We start from the raw sequence: 20,419 nt of genomic DNA on the forward strand, positions 1-20,419 counted from the left end.
GGTGTTACTCCTGTTCCAGTGAGGCGCCGTCGGGCGCGATGGTGATGACGCCGCAGGCGATCCGCGCGCCGGTCGCGCCGGCGGTGGAGCCGAGCACGACGAGCGAACGCCCGGCGATGTCGTTGGCCGAGCCGCCGCCGAGCACGGCGCCGCGGACCCGCTGGTCGACGCGGGCCACGCCGCGTTCGTTGGCGATGATGCGGTCGCTGCCACCGTCCAGCGCGCCGCTGCCGCTGGCATCGAAGTACGGACCGGCGCTGGAGGCGTCGACAGCACTGCAGTCGCCCAGTGCGTGCACCTGCAGGACATGGGCGCCATTGCGGCTGAGGCCGCCGACGTCGCCGCCCAGGCGCACGCCGTCGGCTTCGGCGCGCAGGGTGATGCGGCCGCTGGCCAGCGTGGCCGAGGCCGCGGTCAGGTTGGCATGGGCCAGGCGCGCGGTGCCGGCATCCGCGCGCGGCGGGGGCGGCAGTGGCACGGGCTCGCGCTGGGCGGGCGGCGTGCTGGCACACGCGGCGAGCAGGCCGGCGGCGACAAGGGCGGTGATCGGGTGACGCATCGGTCTCACGGTGGTTCGCGGAAGCGACAAGGGTAGCCGCGCCGCGGTGTCGGATACGTGAGCCACGGATTCAGCGTCCTGGGCGGCGCGCACCGAGCTTTCGCGTCAGCGTGTTGCGCCCCAGGCCGAGGCGGGCGGCGGCCTCGCTGCGACGGCCGCCGGTATGCTCCAGCGCGACATCCAGCAACACCTGGTCCAGGCGCTCGCGGGCTTCGGCATGGATGCCGTCGCCGTGCGCGGCCAGCTTCGCGCGCGCCCAGTCACGCAGGTGGGCGGCCCACTCCGGGCCTTCGCCGGCTGCGGGCGCACTGGAGGCGCCGGTAGCAACCTTGTCCGGCCCCAGCGCATCCGCGAGATCCGCCGCGCCGATGACGTCACCCGGCGCCAGCGCGGCCAGCCGCCAACAGACGTTCTGCAGTTCGCGCACGTTGCCCGGCCAGTCGTACCCCTGCAGGCGCTCGAGTGCCGGGCGCGACAGGCGCTTGGGCGACGCGTCGAAGCGCCCCGCCGCGCGCTGCAGGAAGCCTTCGGCCAGGCGCGGGACATCACCCCGGCGCTCGCGCAGCGGCGGCAGCCGCAGGCGCACCACGTCCAGGCGATGCAGCAGGTCGGCGCGGAAGCTGCCGTCGCGGACCTTGGCCTCGAGATCCTGATGGGTGGCCGCGACCACGCGCACGTCGACGCGGATCAGCTCGCGGCCGCCGACGCGGAAGAACTCGCCCTCGGCCAGCACGCGCAGCAGGCGCGTCTGCAGCGGCAGCGGCATGTCGCCGATCTCGTCGAGGAACAGGGTGCCGCCGTGGGCCTGCTCGAAGCGGCCGACGTGGCGGCGCTGGGCGCCGGTGAAGGCGCCGGCTTCGTGGCCGAAGAGTTCGCTTTCCAGCAGCTCTGCGGGAATCGCCGCGGTGTTGAGTGCGACGAAGGGCCCGCGCGCGCGCGGCGATTCGCGGTGCAGCGCGCGCGCCACCAGTTCCTTGCCGGTGCCGGTCTCGCCGGTGACCAGCACCGACAGTGGCGCCTGCGCCAGGCGGCCGATGGCACGGAACAGCTGCTGCATCGCTGGTGACTCGCCGAAGAGCATGTCGTCGCCGTCGGTCGCGCTCGCCACGGCGGCCGGGACCGTGGCTGCGTCGCCGACCTTGCCCAGCGCGCGCGCGGCCAGGGCCACGGCGTCGTCGAGGTCGAAGGGTTTCGACAGGAACTCCTGCGCGCCGCCGCGGAACGCCCCGGCGGTGCTGGCAACATCGGTGTGCGCGCTCATCACCACCACCGGCAGCGATGGCAGCCGCCGCTTCAAGGCATCGAGCAAGGCCAGGCCGTCGTCGCCGGGCATGCGGACATCGGTGAACAGCAGCTGCGGTCGCGCGCCACCGCGGTCGAGCGTGGACAGTACGTCGGTCGCGGACTCGAAGCCGGTAACCGCGTAGCCCGCCTCGCGCAGCGCGGTGGCGAGCACGAAGCGCACCGCACGGTCGTCGTCGACGACCCAGATGCGGGCACCGTCAGTGCTGGTCATCACCCTTCTCCTCGACATTGCCAGCCACGCCTCGCGCCGGATCCGGGATCCTCGTGACCCGAGTCATCAACCGCGATCGCCGCTGCATAGGGCAGCAGCAGGGTGAAGACGGTATGCCCCGGCCGCGATCGGTAGGCGAGGCTGCCGCGGTGCTCGCGCGCCGCCTGCTGCGCCATCGCGAGGCCAAGCCCGCTGCCCTCGGCGCGACCCGACACCAGCGGCACGAACACCTGTTCGGCCAGCTCCTCGGGCACGCCGCGCCCGTCATCCACGATCTCCAGGCGCAAGGCGAGCGCGTGCAGCACGCTGCCGATGCGCACGCCGTGCTCGGCGCGCGTGCGCAGCACCACTTCGCCCGCGCCGGCCTCGAGGGCATTGCGGACCAGATTCCAGATCGCCTGCGTGAGGCGATCGGCATCGCCTTCGAGTTCCGGGAGGCTGGGGTCGTAGTCGCGCACCAGCTTCACCGCCCAGCCAGCGTCGGCCTCGGCCAGGCGAAGCACGCGCTCGAGCACGGCGTGGACGTTGAGCGGCGCGTACGGGTTCGGCGGTGCGGGATCGAGCAGCCGGTCGACCAGCTGCGCGAGGCGCGTGACTTCCGAGTCGACCAGATCGACCAGCTCGCGCGCCGAGGCGTCGTCGCCGGGAATGCGCCGCGCGAGGAGCTGGGCCGCGCCCTTGAGGCCGGCGAGCGGATTACGCAGTTCGTGGGCCAGCCCCTTGAGCGCGGCCGACATGGCCAGGGGCAGCGCCGCGACCGGGTCGCCGCCGGGGAATTCGTCGACCGGATGCAACTCCAGCAGCCAGCCGCCGGCCTCGCGCGGGGTCAGCCAGGCCTCGGCGAACCGTGGTGTGCCGCCGGGGTACGCCAGGGCCAGGCGTGGCAGGCGGACCAGGCCGGACGCGCTCGCGCCGCGCCCGGACAGCGCATGCCCGGCATCGGACGTCGAGCCAGCGTCGGCCGCCACTGCGCGCGCCAGCGCGTCGCCGTCCACCTCCAGCGCCGCCGCCGGAAGTCCGGCCAAGCGGCGCAGCGAAACACTCAGCCAGCGCCCGCTGGCCAGGTTTCCGGCCTCGACCACGCCCGCGACGGACACCGCGAACACGGGCGTGCTCAGCTGGTCATGGGCGGCGTGGAGTCCGGAAGGCATTGCACCAATTTAGTGCAATCCGGGGGCCGGGGCGACTGCGGGCACCACGCGTATTCCGGGCTGCCTGGAAGCCCGGAAGGTGCCCGCGACATGCGTCACGGCATCGGCGCCGTCCCTGTCGATCCCGGCAGGGGCGCGGCGACCACTCCTCTGCGGGCCACGAAATACCCCGCCACGAGCCCCAGCAGCAGCGCGGCGATCCCAAGCAGCGACCCGCCGCCCACATGCTCCAGATCGATCAGGATGACGTGTCGCGCCAGTGCAATGATCCCCACGACCAGCACCACCTCGAGTCGGAACACGCTTTCTTCGACATACGCCCGGATGGTGGCCAGCAGTTCGAGTCCGATCATCACCAGCAGCACGCCGGCGAACCCCCGCTCAAGCAAAGCCTGAAGATCCTGGACCGAATCGACTTGACGGGCGTGTTCGACCACGCCCTTGGCCAGCAGGTAGAACAGTTCCACTGTCGCGAGTCCGACAAGCAGGATCAGGAATACCTGCAGCCCCGACAGGATCACGCGTTCGAACCGTGTCGTGACCTGGCTTGGTGGCCAAAGTGCGCTCATCGGCACTCATCCTTTCCATCGTTACATGTGCAGGAGCAGGCCCAGCCGCCCGGCCTCGCGGACGAGGGACACGCTGTTGGTGGCACCCAAGGCCCGCATGATCGAATAGCGATGGGAATCCACCGTTCTGATGGATATGCGCAGGGTGACCGCGATCTCGCGCGAACGGAGGCCGCTCGAGAGCAACTGCAGGACACGCAGTTGCATGGGGGTCAGTTTCGGGACCGCTTCCTGTCCCGACACCCAAGGCCAGACTTCCGGACTCACATACACGCGATCGTTGACGACCTCTTCGATCGCCTTCAGCAGCTCCTCGCCCGCAGCCGCCTTGAGCACATACCCGCGCGCGCCCGCCAGGATGGCTTCGCGCACCATGGCCGGTTCCGTGTGCACGGTCATGAATATGACCGGGATCCTGTAGCCCGCGCTGTTGAGATTGCGGACAGCGGTGATGCCGCTGCAGCCGGGCATGGACACGTCGGTGATGATGAGGTCCGGGGCGTGCTCAACCGCGCGTTCGAACAGTGCATGTCCATCGGACACGATTTCGAGCAGTTCGCACTTTTCCGCCACCAGTCCGGCGATGCCTTCGGCGACCATCAGGTGATCGTCGGCCAAGAGGACGCGCGGACGATGCTCGGGGGTCATGCGCGCAGCTCCACGCTCACGCAGGTGCCCTTGCCAGGCCTGGACCGGATGCGGAACCGGCCGTCCACCGCGGTGACACGCTCCTTCATACTGACCAGGCCAAGACCCCTGCCGGCACTGGCGGCACTGGCGGCATCCACATCGAATCCGCAGCCGTTGTCCGTCAGATGTAGGCGCCACTGCGCTCCGCGTGCGAGCAGCACGATGCTGATGACGTCCGCGCCGGAATGTTCCATCGCATTGCGCACGGATTCCTGCGCGACGCGGTACATGCAAAGCGTCTGCTCCGGCCCGAGGCGGGTCGCTGAAGGATCGATCTGGCTCCTGACCAGCACCGTCCCGCCCCAGCAGCCTTCGGCACTCCGCGCCAGCTCGTCGATCCCGCCCGGCAGCCCGGCGTGCTCAAGCACGGCAGGATGCAGGTTGTGCGAGATGTTGCGGACCTCATCCATCAGCTCGCGGATCGACCTCCTCATGTCCTCGAGCGTCGGACGCACCTCGGCCGGCACCCTGCCCGCCACCGTGCTGAGCGCGATCGAGTACAGCGTCAGCTTCTGGTTCACCCCGTCGTGCAGCTCCCGGGAGATCCTGACGCTCTGCTCCTCCTGGTTCTGGATGATCCGGGCCGCGAGGCTCCGGTTCTTCTTGCCCTGGGCCAGGAGCCTTTCCAGCATCTCGTTGCGTTCCCGCGCCTGGATCGCCAGTGCGTGCACCAGCACCCCGGAAGCCAGGGCCCACATCTGCATGATGTAGCTGTTGATGAGATCGGTCTCGAACATGTCGACCCGGTCGAGCGCGACCGAAATGATGATCGCCGGGATGAATGCAACGGCCAGGCCCATGCTCGGCCCCAGCCGTCCGAACTGGAAGGCCGCCAGCATCAGCAGCGGCACCGGGGCGAACAGCAGCAGCGGAAGGCTGCTGACGTTGGCGGGCACGCCGTGCCAGACGAGGATCGACACCACCCACAGGATCACCGTCAACAACAGGAACGTGAGCGCGCTCGAACGGATTCCGCGCCACGGTGGCAAGCCTGAACGTGCGATCCCCACCGCCAGCGGCGTGATCAGCATGAAGCCGACCGCATAAGCCGCTGAACTCAGCATCCACAGGCGCGGCAGCGGAACATCGTCCCTGATCAGTCCCACCAGTCCTACGAAGCCGAGCGCGCAGGAAGAGGACACACCGATGACGATGACGACCACGAACCTGCCCAGGTCCCTGATCGTGGGGAGCATGTCCTGCTGTCCAGGCGGGACCCTGACCATGTGTGCACCGGACACGATGCATGCACTGATCCACAGGTAGCCCACGAACGGCACGAGCACCATGCCGTTGCGGATGGAAAAGGCCAATGTTCCGCCGGCAATGAAGCCCGCGACGAACGCGGGCCAGGCCCGGGGCGGACGCAAGACCAGGAACGCGAGCAGGAGACCGCCCGGAACCCAGATCGCCGTGATTTCCGCCGGCTCCACCAGCAGAACGTGGGCAAGCACCTGCCCCGCAAGACCGGCGAGAAATCCGCCGGCGGCAAGCAAACACCAGATCCACGCCCGACCGCTGCGGCGTGGCATCCCCAGACCAGCGATCTCCCGGGCTTCTCGTGCCGACATACGCCTCCCTGTCCTTGCGTCGCAAGGCAGTCCATGGCGGCGGATCCCCGGATGCGATTCTCGCGTTCATTCCACTTGAACTCAAGGCGGCAAATATCTCGGTGTTTCTACTGAGACGCTGTGCGCGCCCTGGTTCCGCAACGAAGCCAGTCGGCATTAATACCTAGCCCTGCGTCGGCCTTTTACTTCATTGACTGTCTTGGACCGAAATGGAACCTTCAAAACAGGACAACGGATGCAGTCGATCCCAACACCCGTGCGAGGTCACCATGCCGCCAGCATCGCTTGCATCCCGTGCCGGACCGACGCCAGGACGCATCCTGGCCGCGTTACTCGCCTCCGCCGGCGTGCAGGCGTCGGCCGCTGCCGCGGACGGCGAAGCCAACAACGGAACGGACCCGACGCGGCTCACCACCACCGCCGTGCTTGCCTACGAATACAACGATCTCGCGCCCGGCGGTTCACGGCACGCGCCGCGATTCGACCTGACCATTCCATTCGGCGATGGCGATCATTCCAGCGTACGCCTGCGCGTGCCGGCAGTGCGCAACGATGTGCTTGGCAACAGAGGCTTCGGACTCGGCGATGTTTCGATCATGGGTACGCACGTCTTCGGACTGACTCCGCAGCGCGGCATGGTCGTGCAGGGCGAACTGGTGTTCGACACCGCGTCGCGGCCCGAGCTCGGAACCGGGAGGAACGTCTACAAGGGCACCTTCATCTACGCGAAGTTCCTGCGCAGAGGCATCTTCGCGCCGGCAATCGTCCACAGCATCGACCTCGGGGGCGACAGCGGCAGGACGCATGTCAACACGACGTCGCTCGACTTCTACTACGTCCCCAGGCTCGCGAACCCGAAGCTGTTCGTCACCATCGATCCGTCGCTGACGTTTGACTGGGAAAACGACAGGCGATTCCCCAGCCTGGCGGTCACCATGGGCACCGCCGTCGGCCCCATGTTCGGAGGGCTGGGGCAGGTCTATATCAAGCCAACGCTGCTGGGCGGAAGCGACCGGCCGGGTGACTGGAGCATCGAGGTCGGCTTCAAGGTGCTCGGGTTCTAGGGCCGCGCCATGAATGATCGTATCGGTCGGACTGCATGGTTCGGCGTTTGCATGACTGCGTGCCTGTCCGGTGCCTTGGGCATGATCGCTCCAGGCGTCGTCCATGCGGCGAAGGCCACGGAAGCACCCTGCGCATCACCGGACGGAAGCCGGCCATCGATCGGCCTGGCGCTCGGCGGCGGCGGCGCGCGCGGCATTGCCCACATCGGGATCCTGAGGAAGCTCGAAGAACTGCAGGTCCCGGTGGACTGCATTGCCGGCACCAGCATCGGCGCGCTGGTGGGGGGGCTGTATGCGTCGGGTCATACCGTGGACGAGCTCGAGGCCCTGGTCGCGGGCATGGACTGGAAGCGCCTGTTCGACGACACGCTCGAACGCAGGGAGCAGTCCTTCCGCCGCAAACAGGACGACCGCCTGGGCCTGGCGACGGTCGGCCTGGGCCTGCGCCGCGGCAACCTCCAGGTCGCCCCGGGCCTGCTGCAGGGCCAGCGCATCCTCGCGCTGTTCGAGAAGGAAACGCTCGCGGTCAGTGCGATAGACGACTTCGACCTGCTGCCCATTCCCTACCGCGCAACCGCGACCGACCTCAACACGGGCGAGGCCGTGGTGCTCGGCAGTGGCAGCCTGGCCATGGCCATGCGCGCGTCGATGTCGCTGCCCGGCATCTTCCGGCCAGTGGAAATCGACGACCGCATCCTGCTCGACGGAGGCCTTGCCAGCCAGGTTCCGGTCGAGGTCGTGCGCGCCATGGGTGCGGACATCGTGATCGCGGTCGACGTGGGCACGCCGCTGACCGTCCACGGCACCGATGCCAGCGCCTTGGCCGTCGTCTCCCAGCTGACCACCATGCTGACCACGCGCAACGCCGCGGAGAGCATCACCGCGCTCGGCACCGGGGACGTGCTCATCGTCCCCGGACTGGGCACCGAGGTGGCGACCGCCGACTTCGACAAGGCCGATGCCGCCCTGAGGATTGGTGCGGAGGCCGCACGCGACGCGCACGGCCGGCTGGCCACGCTCGGCATCGACGAAGCCCGGTACGCGTCACACCTGGTGCAAAGGCAGGCCCGTCGCCCGGGCGGGGTGGTCGTCGAGTTCGTCACCATCGACAACACCACGCCCTATGCGGACGACGTGCTGGTCCGGGACGCCGACGACTGGATCGGGAAGCCCCTGCGGCCCGGGACGATCGAGGACGAACTGCTGCGCGCCTACAGCCTCGGGACCCTGGCCAGCATCACATACGAGGTCGCGGAGGACGACGGCCGCACCGGCATCATCGTGCGGGCGCGGGAAAAGACGCACGGCCCCAACTACCTCCAGGTCGGGCTGCGCACGGGCGTGGACTTCTCCGGCAACCACGAGAGCAACCTCCGTGCCGCGCTGCTGTTCTCGCCTGTGTCGCCCCATGGCGCCGAGGCCCGCCTGATCACCGACATCGGCACCGAACCCGGGATCAAGCTCGAGTACTTTCATCCCTTCGACGCACGCGGCCGGTATCAGGCCTATGCGGCGATCGGGTACAGCAGCCCCAACGTCCACCTCTACGGCGACAGCGGGAACAAGCTGGCAACGTACAACGTACGGACCTGGGGCGGCGAGCTGCTGCTTGCGCGCGAGTTCGGCAACCATGCTGCGCTGTCCGCCGGGATCAGGCGCTCGCACGGCCGGGCCGAGGTGGAGATCGGCTCGCCGCTGCTGCGCGAATTCGATTCCGACACCGGCGCTTGGTTCGCGATTGCGACCGTCGACCGCCTGGACAGCCTGTTCTTTCCCCGCTCGGGCTACTACGCATCGCTCCGCTATGACTCCGCGGTCGAGTCGCTCGGGAGCGACCTACCCTACGAGCAGGCGGGATTCGACTTCATCGTCGCGCATGCCGCCAACCGCCATGCGTTCCAGTTCGGAGGGGAGTACCACAGCACGATTTCCGGCCTCGCGCCGTTGCACGAGCGCTATCGCCTCGGTGGACGGGGCAGGCTGTCCGGCTTCCATTACAACGAGCTGACCGGGCAGCACTACGCCATCGTCTCCGCGGGCTACAGCTTCCAGCTCGCCGAGCTCTTCAGCCGCTCGGCCATCGTCGGCATGACGCTGGAATTCGGCAATGCCTGGGAACGGCGCTCGATGATGGCGTGGGACAACGGCATCCTCAACGGCAGCATCTACATCGGTTTCGACTCCTGGCTGGGCCCGCTTGTGTTCGGGTACGGGCTGCGGGAGGGCGGCGAGGGCGCGGCGTTCCTGGAACTGGGGAAGCCGTTCTGATGACACCGTGCCGGGCCCGCGGGCCCGGCACGATCTTCAGCGCGCGCGGGCGTCGGGGAAGGACCACGTGCCGTCGAGAAGCTCGCTGCGCGGACGGTACAGCCGCACCATGTAGTTCCAGCCGTCGCTGATGGGCAGGCAGTTGGGGGTGCCCGCGGTGCAGTCGCCGAACTGGATGGAAATCGACCCGTCGGCCGACTTCTCCCCGGTCACGCTGTTCACCACATAGGCGTCCAGGTCGTTCTTCTCGAAGTAGCCCTCGCGGTTGTAGACACTGACCGACCAGAACGCGTCGACCGGCACATCGGCAACGTCGAGCAGGTAGACCGCCTTTCCGTCGTTGCGTTCCGGGAACACGTTGAGGTAGATCGCGTCCTTGTCGGGATTGAGACCCCAGCCGGAGGCCGCGGCGATGAGCCTGCGCACGGGATCCACCGACGCCGGGCCCGGCCCCGCCGCATACCGCAGGTCGGGAAGCGTGCTGGACAGCGCGAGCAGCGCATTGCGCACCTGTTCCTGGCTGGCCATGTCCCACTCGGGCACCTCCAGGCGTCCCGGCCCGCCGGGCTGGCTCACGGTGATCGCGTCCTGCAGCGCGTTGGCTTGCCGCATGTCCTCCGGATCATCGGGGTCGGCAAGGATCCGCACGCCGACCATGACGTAGCGGGTGCCCACGCCATCACGGGTGAGCGTGTACGTCCCTGGCTCGTAGTAGACCTCCCGGTTGAAGTGGTCTTCATTGATCAGCATCGCCGAGAGGAAGCGCTCCCCCGCATCCGGCAGGGTCAGCTCCACGGGACCGGCGTCGAGATCGAAGACCGCTGAGGAATAGACCGTGTCCCGGTTCAGCCGGATGATGTTCTGGCTGTCGATGGGCGCCGGGACGCGGGTGTGCTGGAACTGTCCGAAGGCACCGACCTTCGCTTGGCCCGCCATGTACAGGTTCGATTCGGCGCGGATGAAATTGTCCGGCGTCACGAGCACCCTGCCGTCCGCATTGCGGACCCAGAACGCCTCGTCCGAAAGGTCGGGCACCCCGGCCGCCGCCTGCGGTTCCATTACAGCAGGGGGCGGAGCAGCCACGACCGCCTCTTCGGGGGCCGCGCGCTCGGCACAAGCTGCGAGCGCCGCCGCAACCGTGATCGCCAATGACACCCGGATCAATTTGCGCTTGTTCATGTTTCTGCTCCCTGGAAAGAGGTCATGCCATCGGTCCGGCCGGCCACGTAGCGGTCGGTCGGGAGGTCAGTCGGCCGCGCGCACAGCCGGCGGTTGCTTCCAGCGCCCATCCAGCATCTCCGGCTTCGGCCAGTACGCCCGCAGCACCATGAAGAAGGGACCGTCCGGTGCCGGCAGCCAGTTCGCCTGCCTCTCCGCCACTGGCGAATCCTTCTGCACGTGGATCGTGATGCCGCCGTCCGCATCACGGACCAGGTCGGGGACCATCGCAGAGTTGATCAGGTAACGATCGATCCCGTTGTCGATCAGCAGGCGACTCGGAAGCTCGTACATCGTGATCGACCAGAACGAATTCACCGGCGGCAGGCCGCCTGGCCCGAAGTGCATCGTGTAGCGATTGCCGGACGCATTCAACGGCACGCCGTCCGCGTCCGTGAAGTAGGCCGGATAGACCGCCTCCTCCTTGGAATTGCCGTAGATCCCCAGAACCGCGGATGTCATCCGTACCAGGTAGTCGTTGCCGAGGAATTGGCGGGTTCCGAATCCGTCCGCGCTGTTGTGCTTGCCGGTGTCGATCTCGACAGCCTTGAAAGCGGCGAACCCGACCCAGGCGTCTGCGATGCCCTGCTCCACGACCGCCAGTTGCTCCGGCGGGATCCCGGACGCGTCGAATGGTCGTCCGGGGGCGATGCCCGCGGCGGCGAACCGCTCCCGCAACGCGACTTCGCTCGAGTGCGTGGGGGCGAACTGGAGCAGGAAGTTCAGCACGCCGAAGAACTCCGGCGAGCTTTTCTGCGCCTCTGCCATCAGCGGGCGCTGGAACTGCATTGCGGGCGGCGCCGGCGGTGGGTCGACGCCGGCATACGCGGACAACGGCATCACGCTGAAGCCGGACTGGACCGCCTGCACGCCCGCGAGGTCGTCGGGGCCGAGCAGCTGGGTGCGGTAGAGCACGAGCGCCAGCTCGGTCTCCGAACGGATCACCGAGTCCACGCCGTCGGGCACGCCCCCTTCCCAACCAGGCCCGGCCAGCAGATAGCGGCCGGCCGCGTTACCGGTGGCGCGGCTGCCCACATAAGCGAAGTTGTGGGTATAGAGGTCGATGAACTGCAGCGCGTAGTAGCGGTCGCCGTCCACTGCCGGCACGCTGAGCACCAGCGGCTCGCGGCGCAGGTCTGCGCCCAGGAAGGAATAGGGCGTGTCCGAGTTCGGGGTCTGGATCGCCTTGTCCTGTGGCGTGAACACGCGGGCGATGTTGTGGACTTCGTTCCAGGGCCCCTTGTATTCCGGATCGTTCCGGTCGACGAAGTACGAGTACATCACCCGGTAGTTGTCGACCATCGGATAGCCGTAGACGTACGCCTCCCTGTAGACCGCGGCATCGATGGAAGCCGCTGGTGCCGATGCTTTCGAAGCGCGGGTGGGCGCACCGCTCGCGCATCCGGCCAGCGCAGTGGCGACCATCGCGCCCATGAGCAGCGTCGCCGCAATTCCTGCGACGCGCCGCTGGCGTGCGGATCCCGTCCGGGTGCCGGCGGGGTTCATCGTGTCAGCGTCCATCTCACACCCTCCTGGTTGCCATGGGACCCGCGCGCCCTGGTCTTGCCAACGCGGACTCAGAAAACGAATGCGTATCCGAAGAGCGGGCCGCTCATGGCCAGGTCCACCTTCGCGCCGCCGTCTTCGATGGCGATCTCCAGGTGCCGGTAGCCGACTACCCACGCTCCGTTGGACGTGCGGTACTGCGCGATGAGGCTGGCGTTCCATGCGTCCTCGGTGTCGCCGAACGACCCGTCCGCGCGTGCCGTCAGCCGCCATCGCTCGCTGAGGACCCAGCTGTACCTCCCGCCGGCCATGACATCGAGGTAGTTCTTGCCGACGTCCACGACGTGACGGTCCAAGGCCGGGTTGAGCGGCTCGATCACGAGCTTCAGGTCGGCGTCGAGATACCGCAGGCCTCCGAAAAGATCGAGCCCCTCCAGCCTGCTGCCGCCGGGCGACCAGACCCATGCGGCTTCGAACAGCCGCGTATCGAGATCCGCCTCGTAGTCGGCGAAGCTGCGATGGGTGGAGTCGGAAATCCCCAGATAGGTGAAGTCGAGGAACAGGCCGTGGCGCGCGCCGCCGCCCTCGACGTGCAGCTGCAGCGAACCATCGAGCTTGTCGAGGATGTCGCGGAACTCCATTTCCGAGGAGCCGGCTACCGGCGGCAGTTCGGTGCGCAGGTCCGTCTGGATGCTCGATGCCCAGGCGTAGGGTTGGACGGCCCATGACCACTCTTCGGCCGCAGCGGGGCATGCCAGGGCGATGGAGGCGATTGCGACGGCCGCAAGGGCGGTCAGCTTTCGAAAGCGCGATGCCATGCCGTACCCCGCATGCTCGGAGAGGAGGTGCGGATCGAGTCTGCCACCGCCCATTCGCGATACATATCCGGGGAAAGCGCAGATCGCGCTAAGCAGAAATACTGAGTCCCGCCTCGGTACCGGGCGGGCGCGTCAGTCCGCGCGCTGCGGCGCCAGGCCGGCCCCGCCGGGAAGCGTCAGCGCATGCAGGATCCGCAGGTCTTCTTCGTCGAGGACGGTTTGCGCATCACCGCGGAAGCGCAGCCGGAACGCACGGACCACGGCCCCGGTATCCGTGGTGTCGTAGCCCACCAGCCGCAGCGCGCGCATGGCATCGAAGCCTTCCGGCGCCGGCGGTGCATCGTCGGCCGGCCAGATTCCGAACCCGGCCTCGGCCAACCGCTTCCACGGGAACAGCGCACCCGGGTCGATCTTGCGCGACGGTGCGAGGTCGGAATGGCCGATCACCTGACTGCGCGGGATGCGCAGGCGTTCGCACAGGTCGTCGAGCAGGCGCAGCAGCGCCTGCACCTGCGGCTCGGTGAAAGGCTCGCGGCCGTTGTTGTCGATCTCGATGCCGATCGATGCCGAGTTGAGGTCGGTAATCGTGCCCCAGCGGCCGCCGCCGGCGTGCCAGGCGCGGTGGCCGTCAGCGACGAGCTGGTAGATCGCACCGTCATCGCCAACCAGGTAGTGCGAGCTCACCGGCCCGCCGCTGTTGCGCGTGCGCAGGGTGTGCAGGCTCTGCTCGACCGAGTCCTGCTCGGTGTAGTGCAGGACGATGACGACCGGGCGTCGTTCGTCGTGGTTGGGCGACGGCACCCAGGTCGCCATCGGATTGCGAGGCGGCTGGTGGGCGCAACCGGCGAGCAGGGCAAGGCAAAGGACTGCCGCAAGGGGTTTGACGTTCATGCGGCAATCGAACCTCTGATGGCCAGGCAATGCAAGGTGGCGGAAGAAGCGGCGCCGTGACCTGAGGGGCCCCGCCGCGGCCGGGAGGCCTTCGCGGCTCATGTCCCCCGGCATCCGCCTGGCGGCGGATGCCTCCTCCTTTACTTCCCCGCGAAGGCCTCCCGGCCACGACGGGGCTCGGCGTTGCTGCAGGTGCGCGGGATACCGGCTTTGCTCCTGGGGCCACTGCGTATTGCTGCGCACCGGGGGCCAAGGCCCTTGAGAGCGAAGTGAAGGAGGAGGCGATGGCCGCAGGCCAGCGCCGGGGGACATGAGCACTCAAGGGCCTTGGCCCCCGGCACCTCGGCGCCCCAGCGCCCCGCGTCAGATCGCGTAATACATCTGGTATTCCAACGGATGTGTCGCCGAGCGGAACGCAGTGACCTCCTTCATCTTCAGCGTGATGTACGCGTCGATGAAGTCGTCGCTCATCACGCCACCCGCCTTGAGGAACTCGCGGTCGGCGTCGAGCGCTTCCAGCGCCTGGTCGAGCGAGTGGCAGACGGTCGGGATGCCCTTGGCCTCTTCCGGCGGCAGGTCGTAGAGGTCCTTGTCGCTGGGGCCGCCCGGGTCGATCTGGTTACGGATGCCATCCAGGCCCGCCATCATCAGCGCGGTGAAGGTCAGGTAGCCGGCGTTCATCGCATCGGGGAAGCGGAACTCGACACGGCGCGCCTTGGGATTGGACACGTAGGGGATGCGGCAGGACGCGGAGCGGTTGGACGCGGAGTACGCCAGCATCACCGGCGCCTCGAAGCCCGGCACCAGGCGCTTGTAGCTGTTGGTGCTCGCGTTGGTGAAGGCGTTGATCGCGCGCGCGTGCTTGAACACGCCGCCGATGTACCACAGCGCGGTCTGGCTCAGGCCGCCGTAGCCGTCGCCGGAGAACAGGTTGGTCCCGCCCTTCGCCAGCGACTGGTGCACGTGCATGCCGCTGCCGTTGTCGCCGACCAGCGGCTTGGGCATGAAGGTCGCGGTCTTGCCGTTGCGGTGGGCGACGTTCTTGACCACGTATTTGGTGGTCAGCAGTTCGTCGGCCTTCTGCACCAGCGAGCTGAACTTGGTGCCGATCTCGCACTGGCCGGCGTTGGCGACTTCGTGGTGATGCACTTCGATCTCGATGCCGACCTGCTCCAGCGTCTTGCACATCTCGGCGCGGATATCGTGCAGCGAGTCCAGCGGCGCCACGGGGAAGTAGCCACCCTTCACGCCGGGCCGATAGCCGGTGTTGCCGCCCTCGTACTCGCGACCGGAGTTCCACGCGGCTTCTTCGGAGTCGACGTGGAAGAAGGTGTGGCCCATGTCGTTGGCATAGCGCACGGAATCGAAGATGAAGAACTCGGGCTCGGGGCCGAAGAAGGCCTGGTCGGCGATGCCGCTGGACTTGAGGAAGGCCTCGGCGCGACGCGCGATGCCGCGCGGATCGCGGTTGTAGGCCTGCATCGTGGTCGGATCGAGCACGTCGCAGGTGAGCACCATCGTCGGGTCAGCGGTGAAGGGATCCAGGAAGGCGGTGCCGGGATCGGGCAGCAGCACCATGTCCGACTGGTGGATGCCGCGCCAGCCGCCGATCGAGGAGCCGTCGAACATCTTGCCGTCCTCGAACAACGCCGGCTCGATGACCGACACCGGGTAGGTGACGTGGTGCTGGACGCCGCGCATGTCGGAGAAGCGCAGGTCGACGAATTCGACCCGGTGGTCTTTGATCAGCTTTTCAACGGTGTCGAGGGACATGGAGGGCTCCGGTGCTCAAGGATGGGTCCCGGGCGCGCCCGGGTGTCGGGGAGGAAGTATCGCAAGCGCCGTGCCATGCCCCAGGTGATTGAATTCCTTGGGGCAGACCGGGACGGCAGCCCCGCACTGCACCAATCAGGTGCGGATCCAAGATATATCGCACCAAACGGGTGCGGCCAGGGCATCGGCTATGCTGCCGCGTTGATCGCCGCGGCCGCCCGGCCTGTGGCCATCCTCCCCACCCACAGCACGACCACCGCCTGGATCCTGACCGATGACCGACCCGCTGGCCGCCCTGCTCCTGGGCATCCTTGAAGGCCTGACCGAGTTCCTGCCGATCTCCAGCACCGGCCACCTGCTGATCGCCCAGCGCTGGCTGGGCGCGCGCTCGGACTTCTTCAACATCGTCATCCAGGCCGGCGCGATCCTCGCCATCACCCTGGTGTTCCGCGAGCGCATCACCGCCTTGGTGACGGGCCTGGGCGACGCCCGCAACCGCGACTACGCGATGAAGCTCGCAGTCGCCTTCCTGGTCACCGCCGCGGTCGGCCTGCCGGTGCGGCTGCTGGGTTGGGAGCTGCCGGAGACGGTCACGCCGATCGCCTGGGCGCTGGTGATCGGCGGCGTGTGGATGATCGTCGCCGAACGCCTGGCCGAACGCCGCCCCGACGGCACCGACGTCACCTGGACGATCGCCATCCTGGTCGGCCTGGCGCAGGTGCTGGCGGGCGTGTTCCCGGGCACCTCGCGCTCGGCGGCGGCGATCTTCATCGCCATGCTCGCCGGCCTGAGCCGGCGCCGGGACGCAGCCGAATTCGTGTTCCTGGTCGGCATCCCGACCATGTTCGCGGCCAGTGCCTACACCTTCCTCGAGCTCGCGATGGACGGCGGGCTGGGCGGCGAAGCCTGGGCCGACGTCGGCATCGCCTTCGCCGCGGCCACGATCACCGGCTTCATGGTGGTCAAATGGCTGCTCGGCTACATCGAACACCACCGGTTCACCGGATTCGCGGTGTATCGCATCCTGCTCGGCGCGGCGCTGCTGCTGTGGTTGCCGGTGGGCGATTGAGGTCCACGCAACCCCGTTCCCGCGCATTGCGCGTTAACCCAGGTCCCTGCCCCGGAGTCACACCATGAAGCCACTGCTCGCACTTGTCCTGCCGCTCGCGCTGGCCGCCTGTTCGCCCGGCACCAACGACGCCGCGCCCCCCGCGACACCCTCGCCCGCCGCGGCCCCGGCGGCGCCCGGCACCGCGCCCGCACCGGACCTCGCGGCCATGCTCGGCGCCCACCACTGGCAGCTCGACGCCGCGACGGCCGCCGATGGCAGCCGCATCGACGCCCTCTTCGCGAACACCGACGCCGCGCTGCAGCTTGATTTCGCCGACGGCCGGATTTCGGTGTCCAACGCCTGCAACCGCATGGGCGGCGACTTCAACCTGGAAGCCGACGCCGTCGCCTTCGGCCCGATGGTGAGCACCCAGATGGCCTGCGCGGAACCACTGATGGCGATGGAGCGCGAGGCCCACACCCGGCTGTCGGGCAGCCATGCGCTCGCGCTCGACGGCGGCGAGCCACCGCGGCTTGCGCTCACCAACGGCCTGGGCGACCGCCTGGTCTTTATCGGCGCGCCGACCGCGCGCACCCGCCACGGCGGCGAGCCCGAGCGCGTGTTCCTTGAAGTCGCCGCCGAGCGCGTCGACTGCCACCATCCTCTGATGCCCGAGTATCGCTGCCTGCAGGTCCGCGAGATCCACTACGACGACAGCGGCCTCAAGCAGGGCAGCGGCGAATGGGGGCCGATGTACGAAGAGATCGAAGGCTTCGAACACACGCCCGGCGTGCGCACGGTGCTGCGCCTGGACCGCTACCAGCGCCAGAACGTGCCGGCCGACGCATCGGCCGTGGTGCACGTGCTCGACATGGTGGTGGAGCAGGAGCAGGTGGCTGCCGCCGAATAGGCGGGAGTCGCGAGGCAGCGGCGGCCGGATCCTCCTGCGGGAGGGGCTGTCGCAGCGACGGGGTCCGTCGCCATCGCAGCTATAGCTGCTCCCACAGGTGGCCGGTGTGGGAGCAGCTATAGCTGCGATGGCTGCTCCCACAGGTCGCTGGTGCAGTCGTCTCAGGCGTGGGAAGCGTGCAGGCTGTAGCTGCCCCAGGTGGCGGCTTCGGCCAGCACATGGCCCTGCATTGCCCGCAGCACGTCGCCGGCGGTGAACCGTTCCGGCAGCTCCAGCCGCTCGACGTCCAGCGCGAACACCCGGAAGAAATAGCGGTGCACCCGCAGGTCGTGCGGCGGCGGGTACGGACCGTCGTAGCCCAGCCAATCGCCGGCCATGTCGGCGTCGGCGGCAAACCAGCCGGTGTAGTCGTTCAGGCCCTGGCGCGTGCCGGCCGGACCGGCCGGCGCGCGCTTGCCGCCCTTGGTCACGCCCTCGCTGCAGCTGCCGGCGGCGATCGCGGTGACCTGCGGCGGGATGTCCACCATCGCCCAGTGCACGAAGTCGCCGCGCGGATGGTCGACCGGGATGTCGGTCCCGTCGTCCGCGGCCAGCGCCGGATCCGTGGGCGCGTCGGCATCGATGCACAGCAGCGCGAACGAGCGCGTGCCGTCGGGCGCGTCGCCCCAGGACAGCTGCGGGTTGCGGTTGCCGCCCAGGCCGTCGGGCGCGCCGAAGGCGAACCCGGCGGGGATCGGCTGGCCGTGGGCGAAGCTCTCGCTTGTGACGTGCATGGTCGTGCTCCTCGGGGTCAGGCGTCCGGATAGCCGAAGCGGCGCGCCACCGGCGCCAGCGCCGCGAACGGTCCGGCAAGCAGGTCGGCATAGCTGCGCCACGCGCCGGCGCTGAAGCGCGGGTTGCCGAAGAGGCCGCGTGGCGGCGTTGGCAGCTTGACGCCAAGCGCCTCACCCATCCGGGCGGACATCGCCGGCGGGTCGTCGGCGATGTCATCGACGCGCAGCAGGTGGTGGGCCACCAGGTCGAGTTCATGCAGCGTGGCGATCTGGGCGAGCGCGACGGCCAGCCAGTCGGCCGCGGCCTGCGGCGTCCCCGCCGTGAACGGCGTGCTGGCGCCGAACGCGATCCAGTCCATGAGCATGTCGCGCGGGTCGCGCAGCATGACCAGCAGCCGCGCCTCGGGCAACGCCGCGCGCACCACCGAGGTGTAGCTGTTGTCCCACCACGGCAGCCAGTCGATCACCGCGCCACGGATGCCGCGTCGCGGCAGTGCGGCGCGCCAGGTGTTGATCACCGTTGGTGCATCGAGCTTGCCGGCGGCGACGCCCGTCCAGGAACCGATGTCCTGGAAGACATCGGCCGGTGGCGAGCCGCCGACGCGGTCGTCGCGGAAGGTCGGCACGGGGCGCAGGAGTTGCGCACCGCGCTCGGACAGCCCGCCCGGCAGGCCCAGCAGGAACGCCACCGGCGGGGCGTCGGGTGCCGGGGCCGCGGCTTCGGGCCATTCGGCCGGCGCAGGGGTGGCCTCGGGCAGCGGCAGGCGATTGCCGGGAGCCGCTGCGTCGGGCCGGTTCCAATGCGCCAGCGCGCCGGCGAAATCGCCCGTGCGGTGCCGCGCCAGGCCCAGGCGCACTTCAAACGTCGCCTTCGCTTCCGGGCGCAGGTTTTCGCGCCCAAGCACCGACTCGATGCGCCGCAGCGCCTGTGCAGGATCGGTCTCGAGCAGCGCGTCCGCCAGCCGCACCTCGGCGCCGAAATGGCCCGGGGCGAGTTCCAGCAGCGCGTGCGCCGCGGCCGCGACGTCCGACGGTCGCCCTTCGCTGGCATGGAAGGCCATCTCCGCATCCAGGGCATTGATCGACGTGGGGCTGTGCCGGCGCCAGCGTTCGATCAGCCTGCCGGCGGCCTCGCCGAACGGGTCGAAGACCAGGCGCGCGCGCCACAGGCCGTCGTTGTCCGGCGCGGTCGCGAGCGCCGCGTCAAGCATCGCCCGCGCTTCGTCGACAGCGCCCAGGCGCCGCCAGGCCTCGACGATCGCGGTCGTGGCGCGGGGTTCGCCCGGCAGCGCGGAGAACGCCTCGCGCAGGTGTTCCAGCGCACGCGCCGGCCGGTCCGCCACGAGCTCGAGCTCGCCGGCAAAGCGCCGGACCTGGGGCGTGGCGGTGGCCGTGTCGGCCAGCAGCGGCGCCAGTTCGTCGATGGCGTCCCGTGGGCGCCCCTGGCGCTCCTGCAGGAGCGCGATCATGAGGCGGGCGTCCCTGCCTGGCGGCGAGATCTCCAGCAGCTTGCGGAAGGCCTGCTCGGCAAAGGCGAAATGGCCCTCGTGGAAATGCGCAAAGGCCAGCGACTGCAGCGTGAGCGCATCGCCGGGGGCCCGCTGCGCGGCCGCGGACAGCTGCGCGACCGCGGCGGCACCGTTGCCGCGACGTAGCGCGATCATGCCCGTCAGCGCCTGTAGCGCGGGGTGCTCCGGCTCCACCCGCTCGGCCAGCCGGACCTGGCGCTCGGCTTCGGCGAGGTCGCCGCGCGCCAGGGCCAAGTGCCCCTGCGTGGCGTAGGCAGCGAAATGGTTGGGGTCAATGCCCACGGTGGCCCGCAGCGCCTGCTGCGCCGCTTCCGGGTCGCGCATGCCGAGCTGGAGGCTGGCGTGTTCCATGTGCAGGTCGGCGTCGTCGGGTGCCAGCGCGATGGCGACGAGGACCGCGTTGCGAGCCGCCTCGAGATCGCCGCTGACGCGCAGCGCCAGCGCCAGCATGCGCTGCGCTTCGACATTGCCGGGAGCCTCGGCGGCAAAGGCGCGTGCTGCATCCAGGGCGGCTTCGGTATCGCCGCCGCGCAGCGCATCGAGGATCTGTTCTTGCATAAAG

At 69.0% G+C, this 20,419-nt stretch carries 17 protein-coding genes; 4 read left to right on the forward strand and 13 right to left on the reverse strand.

Going from position 1 to position 20,419, the window contains the following annotated elements; genetic code table 11:
- Positions 1-4: 4 nt before the first annotated feature.
- From ACW5F0_RS12400 to ACW5F0_RS12425, 6 genes are all read right to left on the reverse strand, one after another.
- Positions 5-559, reverse strand: coding sequence for a superoxide dismutase family protein (locus ACW5F0_RS12400; RefSeq protein WP_456966088.1), 555 nt, complete (start codon positions 557-559; stop codon positions 5-7).
- Between the two features lie 70 nt (positions 560-629).
- The gene (ntrC, locus tag ACW5F0_RS12405; protein ID WP_456966087.1) at positions 630-2,075 is read right to left on the reverse strand and encodes a nitrogen regulation protein NR(I); all 1,446 of its coding nucleotides are present in this window, start codon (positions 2,073-2,075) and stop codon (positions 630-632) included.
- Positions 2,075-3,226 (reverse strand): two-component system sensor histidine kinase NtrB, encoded by a 1,152-nt coding sequence (locus ACW5F0_RS12410; RefSeq protein WP_456999838.1) that lies wholly within the window; start codon positions 3,224-3,226, stop codon positions 2,075-2,077. Before ACW5F0_RS12410 ends, ntrC begins: the two co-directional genes overlap by 1 nt.
- Positions 3,227-3,321: 95 nt before the next feature.
- Positions 3,322-3,795 carry a phosphate-starvation-inducible PsiE family protein gene (locus ACW5F0_RS12415; protein ID WP_456999839.1) on the reverse strand — a complete coding sequence of 158 codons (474 nt, stop codon included), beginning with the start codon at positions 3,793-3,795 and terminating at the stop codon, positions 3,322-3,324.
- 21 nt (positions 3,796-3,816) lie between these two features.
- The gene (locus tag ACW5F0_RS12420; RefSeq protein ID WP_456999840.1) at positions 3,817-4,443 is read right to left on the reverse strand and encodes a response regulator; all 627 of its coding nucleotides are present in this window, start codon (positions 4,441-4,443) and stop codon (positions 3,817-3,819) included.
- Positions 4,440-6,056 (reverse strand): ATP-binding protein, encoded by a 1,617-nt coding sequence (locus ACW5F0_RS12425; RefSeq protein WP_456999841.1) that lies wholly within the window; start codon positions 6,054-6,056, stop codon positions 4,440-4,442. Before ACW5F0_RS12425 ends, ACW5F0_RS12420 begins: the two co-directional genes overlap by 4 nt.
- 269 nt (positions 6,057-6,325) lie before the next feature.
- On the opposite strand from ACW5F0_RS12425, the gene ACW5F0_RS12430 reads away from it, so the two are divergent.
- The gene (locus ACW5F0_RS12430) at positions 6,326-7,120 is read left to right on the forward strand and encodes a hypothetical protein (RefSeq protein ID WP_456999842.1); all 795 of its coding nucleotides are present in this window, start codon (positions 6,326-6,328) and stop codon (positions 7,118-7,120) included.
- Between the two features lie 81 nt (positions 7,121-7,201).
- Positions 7,202-9,388 (forward strand): patatin-like phospholipase family protein, encoded by a 2,187-nt coding sequence (locus ACW5F0_RS12435; RefSeq protein ID WP_456999843.1) that lies wholly within the window; start codon positions 7,202-7,204, stop codon positions 9,386-9,388.
- A gap of 36 nt (positions 9,389-9,424) precedes the next feature.
- On the opposite strand, the gene ACW5F0_RS12440 is transcribed toward ACW5F0_RS12435, so the two are convergent.
- The 5 genes from ACW5F0_RS12440 to glnA all read right to left on the reverse strand — a co-directional run bounded on the left by ACW5F0_RS12440 (position 9,425) and on the right by glnA (position 15,594).
- Positions 9,425-10,567, reverse strand: coding sequence for a DUF1254 domain-containing protein (locus ACW5F0_RS12440; RefSeq protein ID WP_456999844.1), 1,143 nt, complete (start codon positions 10,565-10,567; stop codon positions 9,425-9,427).
- Between the two features lie 66 nt (positions 10,568-10,633).
- A complete protein-coding gene (locus ACW5F0_RS12445) occupies positions 10,634-12,112 on the reverse strand; it encodes a DUF1254 domain-containing protein (protein ID WP_456999845.1) in 1,479 nt (492 codons plus the stop codon).
- A 71-nt stretch (positions 12,113-12,183) separates the two neighbouring features.
- Positions 12,184-12,984 carry a hypothetical protein gene (locus tag ACW5F0_RS12450; protein ID WP_456999846.1) on the reverse strand — a complete coding sequence of 267 codons (801 nt, stop codon included), beginning with the start codon at positions 12,982-12,984 and terminating at the stop codon, positions 12,184-12,186.
- Positions 12,985-13,062: 78 nt separating this feature from the next.
- Positions 13,063-13,821: an N-acetylmuramoyl-L-alanine amidase gene (locus ACW5F0_RS12455; RefSeq protein ID WP_456999847.1), complete on the reverse strand. Its 759-nt coding sequence runs from the start codon at positions 13,819-13,821 to the stop codon at positions 13,063-13,065.
- Between the two features lie 363 nt (positions 13,822-14,184).
- Positions 14,185-15,594 (reverse strand): type I glutamate--ammonia ligase, encoded by a 1,410-nt coding sequence (gene glnA, locus ACW5F0_RS12460; RefSeq protein WP_456966084.1) that lies wholly within the window; start codon positions 15,592-15,594, stop codon positions 14,185-14,187.
- 274 nt (positions 15,595-15,868) lie between these two features.
- Between glnA and ACW5F0_RS12465 the strand changes: the two genes are divergently transcribed.
- Together ACW5F0_RS12465 and ACW5F0_RS12470 are read left to right on the forward strand one after the other, a co-directional pair.
- Positions 15,869-16,663, forward strand: coding sequence for an undecaprenyl-diphosphate phosphatase (locus ACW5F0_RS12465; protein WP_456966083.1), 795 nt, complete (start codon positions 15,869-15,871; stop codon positions 16,661-16,663).
- Positions 16,664-16,727: 64 nt separating this feature from the next.
- On the forward strand, positions 16,728-17,555 hold the full coding sequence (locus ACW5F0_RS12470) for a DUF4377 domain-containing protein (protein ID WP_456999848.1): 828 nt from the start codon (positions 16,728-16,730) through the stop codon (positions 17,553-17,555).
- Positions 17,556-17,716: 161 nt separating this feature from the next.
- On the opposite strand, the gene ACW5F0_RS12475 is transcribed toward ACW5F0_RS12470, so the two are convergent.
- Positions 17,717-18,328, reverse strand: coding sequence for a YbhB/YbcL family Raf kinase inhibitor-like protein (locus ACW5F0_RS12475; protein ID WP_456999849.1), 612 nt, complete (start codon positions 18,326-18,328; stop codon positions 17,717-17,719).
- Positions 18,329-18,345: 17 nt separating this feature from the next.
- Positions 18,346-20,415: a tetratricopeptide repeat protein gene (locus ACW5F0_RS12480; protein ID WP_456966080.1), complete on the reverse strand. Its 2,070-nt coding sequence runs from the start codon at positions 20,413-20,415 to the stop codon at positions 18,346-18,348.
- Positions 20,416-20,419 lie beyond the last annotated feature (4 nt).

The organism is Luteimonas sp. A534, from assembly GCF_054072805.1.

Bases quoted from the DNA above. Each gene is read 5' to 3' on its own strand.
- ACW5F0_RS12425 (WP_456999841.1), bottom strand. From the start codon at position 6,056: ATGTCGGCACGAGAAGCCCGGGAGATCGCTGGTCTGGGGATGCCACGC.
- ACW5F0_RS12415 (WP_456999839.1), bottom strand. From the start codon at position 3,795: ATGAGCGCACTTTGGCCACCAAGCCAGGTCACGACACGGTTCGAACGC.
- ACW5F0_RS12410 (WP_456999838.1), bottom strand. From the start codon at position 3,226: ATGCCTTCCGGACTCCACGCCGCCCATGACCAGCTGAGCACGCCCGTG.
- glnA (WP_456966084.1), bottom strand. From the start codon at position 15,594: ATGTCCCTCGACACCGTTGAAAAGCTGATCAAAGACCACCGGGTCGAA.
- ACW5F0_RS12455 (WP_456999847.1), bottom strand. From the start codon at position 13,821: ATGAACGTCAAACCCCTTGCGGCAGTCCTTTGCCTTGCCCTGCTCGCC.
- ACW5F0_RS12445 (WP_456999845.1), bottom strand. From the start codon at position 12,112: ATGAACCCCGCCGGCACCCGGACGGGATCCGCACGCCAGCGGCGCGTC.
- ACW5F0_RS12400 (WP_456966088.1), bottom strand. From the start codon at position 559: ATGCGTCACCCGATCACCGCCCTTGTCGCCGCCGGCCTGCTCGCCGCG.
- ACW5F0_RS12450 (WP_456999846.1), bottom strand. From the start codon at position 12,984: ATGGGCGGTGGCAGACTCGATCCGCACCTCCTCTCCGAGCATGCGGGG.
- ACW5F0_RS12440 (WP_456999844.1), bottom strand. From the start codon at position 10,567: ATGAACAAGCGCAAATTGATCCGGGTGTCATTGGCGATCACGGTTGCG.
- ACW5F0_RS12475 (WP_456999849.1), bottom strand. From the start codon at position 18,328: ATGCACGTCACAAGCGAGAGCTTCGCCCACGGCCAGCCGATCCCCGCC.
- ACW5F0_RS12430 (WP_456999842.1), top strand. From the start codon at position 6,326: ATGCCGCCAGCATCGCTTGCATCCCGTGCCGGACCGACGCCAGGACGC.
- ACW5F0_RS12435 (WP_456999843.1), top strand. From the start codon at position 7,202: ATGATCGCTCCAGGCGTCGTCCATGCGGCGAAGGCCACGGAAGCACCC.
- ACW5F0_RS12420 (WP_456999840.1), bottom strand. From the start codon at position 4,443: ATGACCCCCGAGCATCGTCCGCGCGTCCTCTTGGCCGACGATCACCTG.
- ACW5F0_RS12480 (WP_456966080.1), bottom strand. From the start codon at position 20,415: ATGCAAGAACAGATCCTCGATGCGCTGCGCGGCGGCGATACCGAAGCC.
- ACW5F0_RS12470 (WP_456999848.1), top strand. From the start codon at position 16,728: ATGAAGCCACTGCTCGCACTTGTCCTGCCGCTCGCGCTGGCCGCCTGT.
- ACW5F0_RS12465 (WP_456966083.1), top strand. From the start codon at position 15,869: ATGACCGACCCGCTGGCCGCCCTGCTCCTGGGCATCCTTGAAGGCCTG.
- ntrC (WP_456966087.1), bottom strand. From the start codon at position 2,075: ATGACCAGCACTGACGGTGCCCGCATCTGGGTCGTCGACGACGACCGT.